Source organism: Rhodobacter lacus (assembly GCF_042683065.1).
GTDB classification, from domain to species: domain Bacteria; phylum Pseudomonadota; class Alphaproteobacteria; order Rhodobacterales; family Rhodobacteraceae; genus Rhodobacter; species Rhodobacter lacus.
Genome location: NZ_JBHUIX010000001.1, coordinates 134728 through 149796, shown reverse-complemented (window position 1 = coordinate 149796; position 15069 = coordinate 134728). Strand labels below are relative to the sequence as shown.

The 15069-nt window shown below is 63.3% G+C and carries 14 protein-coding genes and 3 tRNA genes; 10 read left to right on the top strand and 7 right to left on the bottom strand.

Annotated features, from left to right (window positions below; genetic code table 11):
• Positions 1-232: hypothetical protein (locus ACFSM0_RS00735; RefSeq protein WP_377385688.1), on the bottom strand; the 232-nt coding region annotated here is incomplete at its 3' end.
• A 107-nt stretch (positions 233-339) separates the two neighbouring features.
• On the opposite strand from ACFSM0_RS00735, the gene ACFSM0_RS00730 reads away from it, so the two are divergent.
• The 3 genes from ACFSM0_RS00730 to ACFSM0_RS00720 all read left to right on the top strand — a co-directional run bounded on the left by ACFSM0_RS00730 (position 340) and on the right by ACFSM0_RS00720 (position 1798).
• On the top strand, positions 340-1026 hold the full coding sequence (locus ACFSM0_RS00730; RefSeq protein ID WP_377385686.1) for a S24 family peptidase: 687 nt from the start codon (positions 340-342) through the stop codon (positions 1024-1026).
• 155 nt (positions 1027-1181) lie between these two features.
• Positions 1182-1502, top strand: a complete 321-nt coding sequence (locus ACFSM0_RS00725; RefSeq protein WP_377385683.1) for a YbjQ family protein — start codon at positions 1182-1184, stop codon at positions 1500-1502.
• 47 nt (positions 1503-1549) lie between these two features.
• Positions 1550-1798 (top strand): hypothetical protein, encoded by a 249-nt coding sequence (locus ACFSM0_RS00720; protein WP_377385681.1) that lies wholly within the window; start codon positions 1550-1552, stop codon positions 1796-1798.
• Positions 1799-1931: 133 nt separating this feature from the next.
• On the opposite strand, the gene ACFSM0_RS00715 is transcribed toward ACFSM0_RS00720, so the two are convergent.
• A tRNA-Asn gene (locus ACFSM0_RS00715) sits at positions 1932-2006 on the bottom strand.
• A 59-nt stretch (positions 2007-2065) separates the two neighbouring features.
• On the bottom strand, positions 2066-2953 hold the full coding sequence (locus ACFSM0_RS00710) for an MBL fold metallo-hydrolase (RefSeq protein ID WP_377385678.1): 888 nt from the start codon (positions 2951-2953) through the stop codon (positions 2066-2068).
• A gap of 40 nt (positions 2954-2993) precedes the next feature.
• Between ACFSM0_RS00710 and ACFSM0_RS00705 the strand changes: the two genes are divergently transcribed.
• The gene (locus ACFSM0_RS00705; RefSeq protein ID WP_377385675.1) at positions 2994-4334 is read left to right on the top strand and encodes an ATP-binding protein; all 1341 of its coding nucleotides are present in this window, start codon (positions 2994-2996) and stop codon (positions 4332-4334) included.
• A 31-nt stretch (positions 4335-4365) separates the two neighbouring features.
• On the opposite strand, the gene ACFSM0_RS00700 is transcribed toward ACFSM0_RS00705, so the two are convergent.
• A complete protein-coding gene (locus ACFSM0_RS00700; RefSeq protein ID WP_377385672.1) occupies positions 4366-4602 on the bottom strand; it encodes a hypothetical protein in 237 nt (78 codons plus the stop codon).
• A 661-nt stretch (positions 4603-5263) separates the two neighbouring features.
• On the opposite strand from ACFSM0_RS00700, the gene lon reads away from it, so the two are divergent.
• From lon to ACFSM0_RS00670, 6 genes are all read left to right on the top strand, one after another.
• Complete coding sequence (gene lon / locus ACFSM0_RS00695) at positions 5264-7687, top strand: endopeptidase La (protein WP_377385669.1); 2424 nt, start codon at positions 5264-5266, stop codon at positions 7685-7687.
• A gap of 139 nt (positions 7688-7826) precedes the next feature.
• Positions 7827-8186, top strand: coding sequence for an HU family DNA-binding protein (locus ACFSM0_RS00690; protein WP_377385666.1), 360 nt, complete (start codon positions 7827-7829; stop codon positions 8184-8186).
• A gap of 19 nt (positions 8187-8205) precedes the next feature.
• Positions 8206-8280: transfer RNA gene (locus ACFSM0_RS00685), tRNA-Val, on the top strand.
• Positions 8281-8456: 176 nt separating this feature from the next.
• Positions 8457-8532, top strand: a tRNA-Val gene (locus tag ACFSM0_RS00680).
• Positions 8533-8622: 90 nt separating this feature from the next.
• On the top strand, positions 8623-8886 hold the full coding sequence (locus ACFSM0_RS00675; RefSeq protein ID WP_377385664.1) for a DUF6538 domain-containing protein: 264 nt from the start codon (positions 8623-8625) through the stop codon (positions 8884-8886).
• A 25-nt stretch (positions 8887-8911) separates the two neighbouring features.
• Positions 8912-9610 carry a hypothetical protein gene (locus ACFSM0_RS00670; protein ID WP_377385661.1) on the top strand — a complete coding sequence of 233 codons (699 nt, stop codon included), beginning with the start codon at positions 8912-8914 and terminating at the stop codon, positions 9608-9610.
• A 437-nt stretch (positions 9611-10047) separates the two neighbouring features.
• Here ACFSM0_RS00670 and ACFSM0_RS00665 read toward each other — a convergent pair whose 3' ends face one another.
• The 3 genes from ACFSM0_RS00665 to ACFSM0_RS00655 all read right to left on the bottom strand — a co-directional run bounded on the left by ACFSM0_RS00665 (position 10048) and on the right by ACFSM0_RS00655 (position 15069).
• On the bottom strand, positions 10048-10269 hold the full coding sequence (locus tag ACFSM0_RS00665) for a site-specific integrase (RefSeq protein ID WP_377385658.1): 222 nt from the start codon (positions 10267-10269) through the stop codon (positions 10048-10050).
• Between the two features lie 649 nt (positions 10270-10918).
• Positions 10919-13288 (bottom strand): methyl-accepting chemotaxis protein, encoded by a 2370-nt coding sequence (locus tag ACFSM0_RS00660; protein WP_377385655.1) that lies wholly within the window; start codon positions 13286-13288, stop codon positions 10919-10921.
• Between the two features lie 221 nt (positions 13289-13509).
• A complete protein-coding gene (locus ACFSM0_RS00655) occupies positions 13510-15069 on the bottom strand; it encodes a D-aminopeptidase (protein WP_377385652.1) in 1560 nt (519 codons plus the stop codon).

Here is a 15069-nt window from a genome sequence, read left to right as displayed (position 1 = left end):
TCTTGTTCTTCGGGGGGCGGGGGATGTCGCGTGGCCATTCAAGGTCTGCGGACCAGTTTTCGCTGAACCAAGTTGAGACCTTCTGTGCCATTTTCGTGCGGCAGTCGGATCCATCGCTCAAGCGCCGGAAGAATTTTCCGTCGTTCGCGCAGTAGGCGCCCACGGTGGACAGTTTGATGCCAACGTGCCCGGTGTAGCGATCAGCTCGTGTCATTAGGTCCTTGGGCTGCATCTTTGCCTCAGTGTCCGGCTAATGCCTAATACACCAAGCTGGACATTGCCTAATTGTCAGCGGTGGAAAAGTTGGGCATTATCCCAATCTCTTTTTCCGGGGGAACGATGGCATTCGCCGATGTCATTCTTAGCAGACTCGATGAGCTCGACCTGAACGTCAATCAGGCCGAGGCGAGGGCAGGTCTGCCGCAGGGCTACATACGGGGCGTCATTCGCAACGATGAAAAGCGCGCGATCCCGAACTTAGATAAAGCGGCGCGCATCTGTGAGGCACTTGGATTGGAGTTTTACTTCGGTCCACCACGGGACCATGGTGCCGTCGAAGTGGTTCCGCCCAAAGACGACGATTTCGCCAAGATTCCAATTCATGAAGCCACCTTAGCCGCAGGAAGTGGATCAGTGAACGGGGCCGAAGAAATCGTCGGAACACTCGCATTTCGTAGTGACTGGCTGAGAAAGCTCGGCGTGGTGGCGTCGAAGGCTCGTGTCGCGCGCGTTCACGGTGACAGTATGGCGCCTACCCTGTGCGATGGGGACATGATCCTGATCGACACATCGAAGACAGAAGTTGTATCAAGGTCGAAAGCGTCAAGGCGCAGGCCTCCGCCGATTTACGCGTTCGTCGAGGATGGCGCGGCACGCGTGAAGCGGATCGAGCGCATCGACGAAGACTTCTACGCAGTCATGTCTGACAATCCGGAATTTCAGACAGAGTTCAAACGAAAATCGTCAGTCAACTCAATGAAAATAATTGGGAAAGTCCTTTGGTGGGGGCACACCAGTCAGGAGTGAGACATGCCGGCTTGTTCACGATGCGGCACTGATATCGGTTTTTTGGCACGTCAGTTGATGGGATGTGCATGAAATGCGTAAGAGCGGTTGAAGGCAGTGCGCCGACGAAACTCGAAGACAAGACAGTCGTTGATGCCCGCCATGCGCGAATTATCTTGACGACAGAGACCGCGCACGACCTGCCGGTGGACGAGCGTCTCGGCATCTTGACGGCCGAATATGTCGTTGGGCTGAACATCTTCCGGGATATTGCCGCGGCGGTGCGAGACACCTTTGGCGGTCGCAGCGAGACGATGCAACGCGGCCTTCGTGAGGCGCGCGAGGCGGCACTTGATGATCTTCGTGCCCAAGCGGTGCAACTCGGTGCCGATGCCGTTGTCGCGGTCGACTTGGACTATTCCGAGATCTCGGGCGGCGGCAAAAGCATGCTGTTTCTTGTCGCCAGCGGTACTGCCGTGAAGCTAAGCCAAGTCTGAGCTATGCACTGAGAGCATAGCGCTCCATCCTTGCTAGTGCAGTTTTTTTGTCGCGCTACACAACGCACCCGGACGAGTCGCAGATTGGCTACGGGTCCCTGTGTATCACCGTCCGCGATGTTGAACTCTGCTTTCAGGATCCTGATGACCTTGAAGTCCTCTCGGTGCTGATGGTCGCTAAAGAGTTTGGTTTTGCTCTCTCGTCTCTCGACCAAGCGGTGGAGCAACTGCGCGCTCTGCGGGAGCCTTGGACGGGTCTGGCCAATGAGTTTGTGTGCGAGGCTGCGGCCGCATGACATTGGACGCGGGCGGTGTGGCAACGCATCGCCCGTTCCCGTTGCAGAACCATCCAATGTTGCAGAGGGCACCGAAAACGAGGAACGCCACCGTCTCAGGTGGCCTTCATCACGTTGGATTTATTGATATTTTTGGCTCCGGCGGTAGGGATCGAACCTACGACCAATTGATTAACAGTCAACTGCTCTACCGCTGAGCTACGCCGGAACACGGGGCGGTGTATAGCGGCGGTGGCGGGGGGGCGCAAGAGGGGGGGAGGAAGTTTTTTACATCTCTGTCACGCGCCGGAACCGGGCGCTCGGAGAGAGCGCGGGCGTGGCGCGGATCTGGCCTGTTTTCGCAAGCTCGACCAGATGCGCGAACACGTTGCGCTCGGCCGCGGCGCGCAAGGGTTGGGGGATTTCCGTATAGATTTGCGCGGTCAGCGTGGCGGCATCCGCCGGGCCTTCGGCGAGGGCCGCGAGAATCTGCGCGCTGCGCATGGCGCGGTGGGCGCGCAATTCTGCAAGCCGTGCGGCGGGGTCGGTCACGGGTTCCCCATGCCCCGGATAGAACATCGCGGCGCCTTCGGCCGCCAGCACATCGAGCGATTCGTAATAATCGCCCAGATCGCCATCGGGGGGCGAAATGAGCGTGCTGGACCAGCCCATCACGATATCGCCGGTGAAGATCGCATCTTGCATCCGAAAGCACAGATGATTGCAAAAATGCCCCGGCGTGAAAAGCGCGGTCACCGCCCAGTCGCCGATCGAAAGCCGCGCGCCATGGCCGAGGGTGTGATCGGGCCGGAACGCCGCGTCGCGGCCCTCGCCGCCGCCCGCAAGCCCTTCTTGCGCGAGCCGGCGCATCGTTTCCGAGCGCCCGGCCTCGGGCGGGCCAAAGGCAAAGACGGGCGCACCGGTGCGCTGCGCCAAAGGGCGGGCGGCGGCGGAATGGTCCAGATGCGCATGGGTGACGAGCACCGCGGCCACGCTTTCTCCGGGGGAGAGCCCCGCGATCAGGGCGGCAAGGTGCGCGGGGTCATCAGGCCCCGGGTCGAGCACCGCCACCCGGCCCGTGCCGAGCACATAGGTGTTCGTGCCGCGATCGGTGAGCGGCGACGGATTGGGCGCCACGATGCGGCGGATCCCTTCGGCCAGCGGCTCGAGTGCCATCTCTCTTCCCCTCGTCTTCGTCCCCCGGTAGGGTTCTGCCATGAAACTCGGCTGGCTGAAACACTTCCTGCCCCGTGGCCTTTACGGCCGTGCCGCGCTGATCCTCGTGTTGCCGGTCATCACGATTCAGCTCGTGGTTTCGGTTGTCTTCATTCAACGCCATTTCGAGCGCGTCACCCAGCAGATGACCAATTCGATGCTGCGCGAGATCGTGCTGGTGATCGAGCGCGCCGATGCCGCACCCGGGCTGATCGCGGCGCAAGCGCAAATGGCCGAGCTGGAACAAGCGCTTGACATGATGCTGGAGCTGCCCGCGCCGGGGCCGGTGCCTTCGGGCGATGCGCGCAGTTTTGCCGATTTTACCGGCATGACCGTCACGAAAACGCTGCGCGCCGGGCTGCCGGGCTTGCGTGCGATCGACCTCACCGATGGGGGCCGGGTGCAGCTCTGGACCGAAACAAAGAACGGTTGGCTCTACATCCGCTTTCCGCGCGGCTGGGTATCTGCCTCCAATCCGCATCAGCTCCTTGTGCTTATGGGGGCGGTCTCTGCCTTGATGACGGTGATCGCCTATCTCTTCTTGCGCAACCAGTTGCGCCCGATCCAGCGGCTGGCGCGCGCCGCGGAGGCGTTCGGGAAGGGGCAATCGCTGCCCTATCGGCCCACCGGGGCGCTGGAAGTGCGCGCCGCCGGGCGCGCCTTCATCGAAATGCGCGACCGGATCGAGCGCCAGATCGAGCAGCGGCGCTTGATGCTCTCGGGGATCAGCCACGATCTGCGCACCCCGCTGACGCGGCTTCGGCTCGGGCTCTCGATGTTGCCCGAGGAGGAGGAGACGCGCGACGAGATCGCCGCGATGGAGCGCGATGTCACCGATATGGGCAAGCTGATCGACGCGTTTTTGAGCTATACCCGCGAGGAGGCGGTTTCCGATGAGGCCGAGCGGATCGACATCGTGTCGCTGGTCGCGCAGGTGGTGGGGGATGCAGGCCGCGCAGGCCATGATGTGCGCCTGATCGAAGCGCCGGAGGGGCCGATCTGGGTGACGGTGCGCCCCGATGCGGTGCGCCGGGCGTTGGAGAACTTGCTGGGCAATGCGGTGCGCTATGGGCGGCGGGCGGAGCTCAGCCTTGCGGTGCGGGCGCGCAACCTGCGGATCATGGTTGAGGATGATGGGCCGGGCATTCCGCCCGAGCGGCGCGAGGAGGCGCTCAGACCGTTCACGCGCCTCGATCCGGCGCGCAATCAAGATCGCGGTCAGGGCGTGGGGCTGGGCCTCGCGATCGCCGCAGATATCGCGCGCGGCCATGGGGGCGGTTTGCAATTGGGAGAAAGCGCGCGGCTCGGCGGGCTTGCCGTCGAACTGGTGGTGCCGCTTTGACGCGGGCGTCAGGCCCGGCGGGGCCGTCAGGTCAGAGCAACAGCACCAGAAGCCCGCCCCAGAATGCCGCCCCAAGCGGCAGCGCGGGCAAAATCCACCAGCCGCCGGGCCACGCCTTGCCGGTGTCCCCCTGAGTGTCTTCGGCTTCGGCTTCGGCGTCGATCGCGGGCGGCAGCGGCGAAGACAGGCTGTGATGGCGTGCCGATTGCGCCGGGGCGCGCGGCAGGCCGAGGGATGGGGGCAGCGGCGGGGTCAGGGTCGACGGCATCTAGGCAGGCTCCAGTTCTGCGGCCCGGGCGATCCGCCTGGGAAGGTCTCGGAAGACGGCCGGGGCCGTCAGGGGAGGTCTCGCGGTGCCGGTTCTGCGCAGGGCTGCTCAAGAGAGCGGCTCGGGGCTGCCGACAGGCCGCAGGTGCCTCGCGAAACATCTTTGTGTGTTCTGACTCCGGTGCTTTGATTCGCGTGTGAGGCCCGTATCCTGAAAGATACCGCCAACTTCGTTAATCAATCCTTGACATGCATCAGGACACTGTCAACCCGCCATGGTTGTATTTTTGAGCTTTCCAACCTCTACAGGTGGGGCAGGGGGGCGGCATGGGGCTGCGCCTATGCCCTTGTCTCAGCCCGATTGCGCCCCTTGTGTACGCCTTTTGGACGCCGCGCCTGTGTGCGCAGGGCCGGCAAAAGCAGATGCCGACCGAGACAGACCTGCGGCGCCTTTGCACGATCAGTGGCATTGGAGTGAAGCTGTGCTTGCGGGGCGCGCGTTTGTGCCGCAATTTATGCGCCAACGTAACGCTTCGATGAAGGCCGGACAGGCCGGGAGGCTGGCCCCAGTTGAACTGCGCAGTCCCCCCTCCTAGATAAGGCAAAGGGAAGGGGCAGGCTGCCAAGGTGGGGCCCGTTCCTTTCGCCATAGAGGACAGAGAATGACCGACACCCATCCCAGATCCCATCCGGTCCTGCCGCTGCGCGACATCGTCGTGTTTCCGCATATGATCGTGCCGCTCTTCGTCGGGCGTGAAAAATCGGTGCGCGCGCTCGAGGAGGTGATGACGGATGACCGGCAGATCCTGCTGGCGAGCCAGCTCGATCCGTCTGTCGACGAACCGACGACCGATGGCATCTTCCGCACTGGCGTTCTCGCCAATGTGCTGCAACTGCTCAAACTGCCCGACGGCACGGTGAAAGTGCTCGTCGAGGGCAAGACGCGGGTGAAGATTACCGAATTCATCGCCAATGAGACCTTCTTCGAGGCCGAAGCCGAGGTGCTTGAGGAAACCGAGGGCGATGTGGCCACGATCCGCGCGCTGCTGCGCTCGGTGGCGGAGGAATTCGAGCGCTACGCCAAGATCAAGAAGAACATCCCCGAGGAGGCGATGACGGCGGTGGCCGAGACCACCGAGGCCGACAAGCTCGCCGATCTCGTGTCGGGCCATCTTGGCCTTGATGTGCGCCAAAAGCAGGAGCTGCTGGAAACGCTCGACATCTCCGCCCGGCTGGAAAAGGTCTACGGGCTGATGCAGGGCGAGGTTTCGGTTCTGCAGGTCGAGAAAAAGATCAAGAGCCGCGTCAAATCCCAGATGGAGAAGACGCAGCGCGAATATTACCTCAACGAGCAGATGAAGGCGATCCAGCGCGAGCTGGGCGATGGCGAGGACGGCCAGAACGAGCTCAACGAGCTGGAAGAGAAAATCGCCGCCACCAAGCTCTCCAAGGAGGCGAAGGAAAAGGCCGATGCAGAGCTGAAAAAGCTGCGCTCGATGAGCCCGATGTCGGCCGAAGCCACGGTGGTGCGCAACTACCTTGACTGGATGCTGAGCCTGCCTTGGGGCGTCAAGAGCCGGGTGAAAAAGGATCTGATCGCCGCCGAGAAGGTGCTCGATACCGATCATTATGGCCTTGAAAAGGTCAAGGAGCGGATTGTCGAATACCTCGCGGTGCAGGCGCGCTCGGACAAGCTCAAGGGCCCGATCCTCTGCCTCGTCGGCCCGCCCGGCGTCGGCAAGACCTCGCTTGGCCGCTCGGTCGCGCGGGCGACGGGGCGCGAATTCATCCGCATTTCGCTTGGCGGCGTGCGGGATGAAAGCGAGATCCGTGGCCACCGGCGCACCTATATCGGCTCGATGCCCGGCAAGATCATTCAGGCGCTGAAAAAGGCCAAAACCACGAACCCGCTGATCTTGCTCGATGAAATCGACAAGATGGGGCAGGATTTCCGCGGTGATCCGGCTTCGGCGATGCTTGAGGTGCTCGACCCGGAACAAAACGCGACCTTCGTCGACCATTACCTTGAGGTGGAATATGACCTCTCGAACGTGATGTTCCTCACCACGGCGAACAGCTACAACATGCCGGGCCCGCTTCTGGACCGGATGGAGATCATCAGCCTCGCCGGCTACACCGAGGACGAAAAACGCGAGATCGCGAAGCAGCACCTGATCCCCAAGCAGATCAAGGCGCATGGGCTGAAAAAGGGCGAGTTCACGCTTACCGATGACGGGCTCAATGACATCATCCGCTACTACACCCGCGAGGCCGGGGTGCGGAACCTTGAGCGCGAGATCGCCAAGCTTGCCCGCAAGGCGGTGACGGAGATCATCAAGGCCAAGGGCACGGTGAAGTCGATCACCGTCGATGCGGCCAAGGTGGGCGAATATCTCGGCGTGAAGCGGCATCGCTACGGGCTTGCCGAGGCCGAAGATCAGGTGGGCGTGGTCACGGGCCTTGCCTGGACCTCGGTTGGCGGGGATCTGTTGCACATCGAGGCGCTCAAGCTGCCCGGCAAGGGCCGGATGAAGACCACCGGCAAGCTTGGCGAGGTGATGAAGGAATCGATCGAGGCAGCATCGTCCTATGTGCGCTCGATCGCGCCCGAAATCGGGGTGAAACCGCCGAAATTCGAGAAGGTGGACATCCATGTTCACGTGCCCGATGGCGCCACGCCGAAGGATGGCCCGAGTGCAGGCCTTGCGATGGTGACCTCGATCGTCTCGGTGCTCACCGGCATTCCGGTGCGCAAGGATATCGCCATGACGGGCGAGGTGAGCTTGCGCGGCAATGCCATGCCGATTGGCGGGTTGAAGGAGAAACTGCTCGCGGCGCTGCGGGGCGGCATCAAGACCGTGCTCATTCCCGAGGAGAACGAGAAGGATCTCGCCGACATCCCCGACAATGTGAAGGAAGGGCTTCAGATCATTCCGGTGACTCACGTTCGCGAAGTGCTCAAACGCGCGCTGGTGCGCATGCCCGAGCCCGTCGAATGGGATGAGGCGGCCGAAGAAGCCGCTGCCGCCGCTGCCGCTGCGGCGGCGGTTGCTAAGCCCGAAAGCTCCGGCGCCGCCACGCATTGAATCTGGCGCACAAGGATACAATCGGGGCGCGTCCGGGCCGGGCGCGCCCCGTTCTTTTTACCTCTGCAAGCGCGAAGCATATGGCACGGCGCGGCGCGGCGCCGTAATCTGATCGCATGGCAGAAACAATGAGGCAGCTATGGCAAAAGCAGGCAAGACGGTGCAGGGCGAACGCGCCAAGCCCGACGATGCGGCGGCGGTGGCCGCACGCGTGCAGGTGAAGAAAAAGGATCTCATCGAGCGCGTGGCGCTGAAAGGCGGGGTCAAGAAGGCCGCGGCGCGCGATCTGACCGATGCGGTGCTGGCGGTGATGGCCGAGGCGCTGGAGGCGGGCGAAACGCTTGTCGTGCCGCCGCTGGGCAAGCTGTCGCTTGCGCGGCGCACCGAGCGTGCCGGCAGCGCGGTGCTGCATCTGCGGCTCAAACGTGCGGGGGCACAAGAGGGCGAGAAAAAGGATGAAAAATCCGGCTCAGACCCCCTTGCGAAGCCCGAAGAGTGAGTCTAAAAGCCCCGCTACCGGGCGATTAGCTCAGCGGTAGAGCGCTTCGTTCACATCGAAGATGTCAGCGGTTCAAATCCGTTATCGCCCACCATCCTACAGAAGCGTCGCCGAAAGGCGGCGCTTCTTGCGTTTGCGGGTGTTGTGACCGCGTGGTGTTGCGACGGCGCTGGTTGTCCCCGGCGCAGGGCGGTTCCGGCGGAGAGGCGCTTGCAACATGTGCTTTGTGCCTTGCGGCAGCCCGCGCCGCCGGGCTAGAAAACACCCGCCGGGTGATTAGCTCAGTTGGTAGAGCGCCTCGTTTACACCGAGGATGTCGGGAGTTCGAGTCTCTCATCACCCACCATGTCAGCCCATTGATTTCACTAAGGAATTGCTTTCAAAGGAAAAGCGACGCCTCTACTGGTACATAGAGGTGGTACATATGGGACTGACGATGCCAACTCCGATTCTGATCGGCTCGACCTACTATCTGCGCGTCCTTGTGCCCAGCGACGTGGCCTCAAAGGTGTGCGGAACGGTTGTCTCGGTGCCCGTCGATGGAGTGCCGCGTTCGGTGCTGATCAAGGGCCACGCAAAGGTGTCCCTGCGGACCAAGGATGCCGCCGAGGCCAAGTCGCGCTTCACACTGGCTCATGCGGCGCTGGAAGAGCACTGGGAGATGGTGCGTAAGGGGCCGAAGCCGCTCAGCCACAAGTAAAGCCTCGCCATTGCAGGAGCGCTCCATGCTGCATGGGTCGACGCGTTTGATGAACAACCCGGCCCCCCCCGAGCGGTGGCAGCGTGTTCTTGATGCCAACGATAAGGCGCGGCAGGGGAAGCTTACCCCGCTGTACATCGGTGAACAGGTGCGCATCGCTCGCAGTTTGGATTCCCGCTTCGGCCCCATGGTCGACGCCTTCACCACCGCCAAGGGCATTCTGGTCGCGCCCGAATCTCGGCCCCAATTGTTGCGCCATGTTGCGGACGCACTAGACGACATGGCAAAGGTGAACGAAGCGAAGGCGGTAGGGGATTATTCCCAACACGGTAAGGCTGCGTATTATCCCGAGTTGACCCTTCCCGAGAAACGATCGGTTCCCGTTAAGGTCGACACTTCGCCGAAGACCTTCGCGGGGACTATTGACGCTTGGGTCGCCGCCAAGGCGCGCGGCAAGGATGCCGCTCCAGTACGGCCTGAGACCGAGCGGAAGTATCGCTTTCAGTGTGCGGAGTTTGTGGCATTCCGTGGCTCAGACGACCTAACAACGCTCACCGCCCGTGAAGCAGAGGCATGGATGAATGCAATGCTCGAGGAGGCCAAGCTCTCGAACAATTCCATTCGCCAGCGCGTCCAGAGGGGCTCGTCGGCGTGGAGCCGAGGCAGAGGTGCCCCGGAAGGTGGCCTGATGGTCCCGCGCAGGATGCGGCCCAACATCAGCTGACCCGTTCTGTCGTCGATCATCCGGCTTCGCCGAGGGAGACCACAGAGAAGGTGTTGGCCTCGGGGTCATCCCGAGGTCGAGGTGTCATTGAGAGGTGGGCTTGAGGGAGAGCGTTGCTCTTGCGCATCCTGCAGCCCCCAACGGTCAGCCCTCACGGGAAGCGTGGAGGTTCCCGCCATCAGTCCCTGTTCCGCTGTGTCGTCGGAGATCTCCGCCACCGTGGCCACCCCTTCGATGACACATGGTCACGGGACCACGGCCACCCGATACGACCGCTGCCCGCAAACCTTCTTCTCTGCCATCATGCTCGCCGCAACCGTCTTGTTTTGGCTATGATCCAGAACGAGTCCTGAGCCTAATGGAGGGTGCCACGGGAAACGCCAGCGCGCTCTTCCCTGCTACTTCAACTAGCCAAAGGCAGCATAATATCCGTATCGTCACCTCACCTTCACGGCCTCCACGCATTCCCGCATCTGTGCCCCTGACGAGGCCGCGATGTAGGACGCGCGGGTGACGTTCTTCTTGTCGGGGACGTGGCCGATCACGTCCTTGATGACAGCTTCCCAGACGCCTGCCCGGTCGGCCTTCGTGGCGAACCAGCGGCGGGCCGAGTGGAAATTGACCAGCGACCGCCGCACCCCTTCCCGTTTGTCATCCACGCCCACAGCCTCGCGCCACCGCTTCGAACAAAGACCGTTTGACGGCTGGTACATGTCACTGATACAGTTTGGGCATCCGAGGCGTCGAGAAACCTTTTAAAATCAATGCCTAAGACGGTGGCGAAGCAGAATTCGAGTCTCTCATCACCCACCGCAAAATCACGCCAAATCAATGATTTAATATTTTTGATGTGGGGGGCTTGTGGTGGTGCGTGGGGCCGCTTGTGGCGCCGTTTCTCTCGATGATCCGGCCCTTTATGGGGCGAACCAAGGTCTCTGTCATCGCGAATCGTATGGGGAATGGATGAGCTTATCCGTTCCGACGCCTGATCCCGCATCGAGCAGCCCCTTTGCCGGCATCTCCGGCATTTCGGGCGCGACTTTCGAGCTGTTCGGGATGATCGGCTTTGGCAGGCTGGGCAGGGTGTTGCGCACGTTCGACCTGCCTTGGCGCCGATCATCCCGATCTTCGTCGGGCGGTGGTGCGCAGCCGCATGCATGAGCGTGGCGACGCCGAAAGCCCCCCGATTGCGCGATCCTTTGTGCCGACAACCCGCCCCGCCGGACTTCGGGCGGGGCGAGAGCCGGGGACTCGCATGCGTGAGGGCGAACGGCCCGGTCACGCGGGCGCCTGGCGCAATTGGCAAGGTCAGGCGGCTGTTGCGCGCTGGTTCTGTGTTCCGGTCGTGAATTGCGCCACATTGGTGACGAGTTGATCCGCCTCGCCGCGCAACGCGGTCAATGCGGCATTCGTCTCCTCGATCATCGCCGCGTTTTGTTGCGAGGTCCGGTCAAGTTCCGTCGCGGCCTTGGAAATCTCGGCGATGCCAAGCTTGCTCTCGTCAACGGCGCCCGCGATGTGGTCGATCCGCTCTTGCACGTTGCGGAGCGCCCCGACGATCTGGCCAAGCGCGCCTGCGGTGTGATCCACCATCTCGACACCGCGGCCCACGTCCCGCGTTGCCGTTTCGATGATCTGTGCGATTTCGCGCGAGGCTTCCGAGGACCGTTGCGCAAGGGCCCGAACCTCGGAGGCAACGACGGCAAAGCCGCGCCCGCTCTCGCCCGCCCGGGCCGCCTCGACCCCGGCATTGAGCGCCAGAAGATTGGTCTGGAAGGCGATGTCGTCGATCACCTGCAACACGCCCTCGATCCGCTCGGAGGATTGCCGGATGCTCTCCATCGCCGTGAGCGCATCTTGCGCGATGGCATTGCCGTTTTCGGCATGGCTCGAGATATCGCGCATCTGCGCCTTGGCATCATTGGCAAGCCCCGCCATGCCGCCGATTGTGCTCGACATTTCCTCGAGTGCGGAGGCGGTTTCCTCCAGCACGGCGGCATTGTGCTCACTGCGGCGCGCCAGATCATGGGTGGCAGAGCCGATCTCGGCGCTGGACCCGTCGATGATCTGCGTCGTGGCCTCGATCGCAACCACGGTGCGGGTGATGCTGTCCTTCGCCTCCCGCACCGACTGGGCCATCTCGGCGAAAACGCCGACAAAGCCCTGCTTGATCTCATAGGTCAGATTCCCCTCGGCAAGATGATGGAGCGCCTTATTCACCTCGGAAATGCTGGCATCGGTGGCTTCGCCGATCTCGTTCAGGCCGCGGCAGATCTCGGCAAAAATCCCTTGCTTGTCGGACAGATCAATCCGCCGCGAGAAATCGCCTTGCGCACAAGCGCCCACCACCGCAGAGATTTCGGTGGCGATCTGATGATCGCGCTCGGCTTCCAGCCGGGCCGTCTCGGTCTCGCGCGCCACGCGCGCTTCCTTGTCCGCCCGTTGCGCCGCCTCGCGTTCCGCTTCGGCCTGACGATGCGCCGCGGCTTCCGCTTCGGCCTGCCGTGCGATCGCCTGCCCTTCGAGAATGCTGACCCGGAAGCTGTCGAGCGCGGCGCCCATGCGCGCCGTTTCCTGCAGTTGCGGCTTGGGGAGCGCCGCATCAAGATCACCCTGCGCCATCGTATCTGCGGCCACCACCAGTTGCTGCACCTCCGTTTCGGCGCGCCGCACTGAGCGCAGGCCGATCCAAAGCGAGAGCAAGAGCGCGGCGGTGATGAACGCGCCCACCGCGAGGAAGCCGATCAGGGCGGATTGGGCCTGTTTCGTCACTTCCGCCTTGATGCCATTGCCAAGGGAAAGCTCGATCTCTTTCATGGCGTCGATGCGCGCCGTCGTTGCAGCAAAGAACGCGTCCCCCGTCACCCCGGCAAGGTCATGGGTATCGGGGGAGGCAAAAGCGATCTTGCGCATCCGCTCAAGTTCCGCGCTGGCGGGCAGGCTGTCGAGCTGCACGGCCGCCGCCAGATCCTGAGGCGCGGCGAGCGCATCGAAAAACAGCAACGCTTGCTCCTGCTGGGCCACCATCGTGCGCATCGCGAGAAGGATCGGCGTGTCAAAAACGCCCTTGCGAAAGGCGCCGGCACCCAGTGCCCGCTCCAGCCCGGACCGTTCCTTTGCCGTCATGAAGGCGCTGAAGGCCACGATCCTGCCGGTGATCAGCGCGTCCGACCCGGCCTCGGCCAGTTCGTTGACCATTTGCAGAACATCCGCGTTCATCTCGGTGAAATAACCGATGGCTTCGGGCAGCGGCAGGCTGCGCGTGTCGATCCCGGTGTGGATCTCCGTGGCGCGGTCAAAATCTCCGGCGAGTTCGGTCACCAGCGCAGAAATCTCGCCGGGCAAGCGGTCAAGGCCGATCTCATCAGCCTGTGCCAGAAGCGCCTTGCGGGATGCATCGGTCGCGGCGCGCTGCGCGATCAGGCGCTCGGACGGGCTGGCGTCCTTGCCGTTCAGAAACAGGCTCGTCAAGCCGCGCTCAAGCTGCTGCTCATGGGCCACCGCACCTGCAGCTCGGGCCAGATCCATCAATCGCAGCATCCGGCGCGCATCGCTTAATGTGCTCCAGCGCTCGACGATCAGGAAGACGCCGAACACCAGCGCGAGAAGCGCGGGAACGGCAAGGGAAATCGCCATGACGCGACGCAACGAGGTCTTGGGGAGATCAACACGGGTCATCGTTACCAGCCGAAAAAACAACATCCCGTAAATCTGCGACAGGTTTCCTAATCCTTTGCAAAAGGCCGCCTGAAAGCGGGCAGGCAATGGCATCGGCAAACACAAATGCTTAGATCGGAACGGGAATTTCTTCAGTAAAATGCTTCCGATCGGCGCTCCGGGCCGCCATGGCCGTTCCCCGGACGGGGCGCAGGCGCTGCAACGGCCGGGGAATGGCCCGATCAGAGGAGCGAATAATCGATCCCGCGGGCCAGCCAGCAGCCGATGGTCAGGCCCGCAACGGCGCCTGTGGCATCGCGGCGGATCTGCACGGTCCATTCGCCCGGGGGGGCCGCGTCCATCGCGCGGCGGGAGGTGACGGTCCAGAGATCTTGTGCCAGCGGATACATCCGCTCCATCGGCCCGCGCCCCAGCATGCCCTCAAAGCCGATGCTGGCGGCACCGCCTCGGGCCTCGATCACCAGCGTCGCGCCGATCTCTTCGGACCGGTAGGTGCCGGCAATCTCTGCCGCGTTCGCGCGTGCGAGCGGGTGCAGGCGCCTGGCGTGCACCGTCAGGTTCTCGGCGGTGCGGGTCATGACCAGCATGTCCCCCTCCCGTCGCAGGGAAAGATCGGGGGCGCTGGCACGGGTTTCATCGCTTTGCGGCAATGTGACGGGCGAGACCGCGTAATGGAGCCGCACGCCGCCCGCCGTGTCGCGCGTGCGCAAAAAGAGCCCGGTCTCGGTGTCATGCCAAAGACCGTCCCAGCCCTTTGCGGGCGTGGGGGCGGCGGGGGGGGCCAAGCCGAGGGCGGCCGCCATCAGCGTCTCGGCGGCCCGCATCGCGCTGGCCTCATGGTTGAAGATCACCACGACCGAGAGCCGCTCTGCCGCGACATGCAGACGGTAAGAACAAAAGCCCCGCACCCCGCCGCCATGGGCGGTGACCGCGCGCCCGTCGCGCATATAGCGGCGCAGGCCATAGCCATAGGGGGCGGCGGTTCCATCGGCAAAGCACACCGGGCCGGAAATGCGCTGATAAAGCCCCGCCGGGTTCGCGCGCTCCGCATCGATATGCGCTTCCCATGCGAGCATGTCCTCGAGCGAGGCCGAGACGCCGGAATCGCCAAACCAGCTGATCGCGCTTTGCGCGGGCAGAAAGCCGACCTCGTCATTGCCCTCATAGCCGATCACCCCGTCGACCCGTTCGGCCATATCGGGAGAAAGGCGCGCGCCGGGCATGCCCGCGGGGCGAAACAGCCGCTCCTCCAGAAGAGCGCCAAAATCGTGCCCCGTCGCGCGGGTGATCAGCTCCGCCAGCAGCCGGAAATTGCCGTTGCAATAGGAAAAATGCGCGCCGGGGGCAAAATGGCCGCGCTGCGCCTGCCCGATCAGGGCGAGGCCATCGGCCAGGGTGCACCGGCCCTCGGGGGCGGCGCCGTGCAGCACCGTCATCGCCCAATAGTCGCGCAGCCCCGACTGGTTGTGGCAAAGCTGCGCCACGCTGGGCAGAGGGCCGCGGAAATTGGGCAAGAGCGCGGGCAGGAGCGGGGCCAGCACCTCCGGGCTCTCGAAAAGATCAAGGAGCAAGGCGCAGGTCATATGCTTCGAGATCGAGCAGATCGGCATGCGGCGGGCCGCCGTCATCGGCAGCCGCGCCGCCACATCCGCATGGCCCCAGGCACGCTGGGCCACCACCTTGCCGCGATGCACCACACCGGCCACCCCCGCCGGGCCGCGAAACTGATCGGGGAGCAGGTCAAGCGCTTCATCGAGCGCCGAAAGGTCGATCTCTGACAC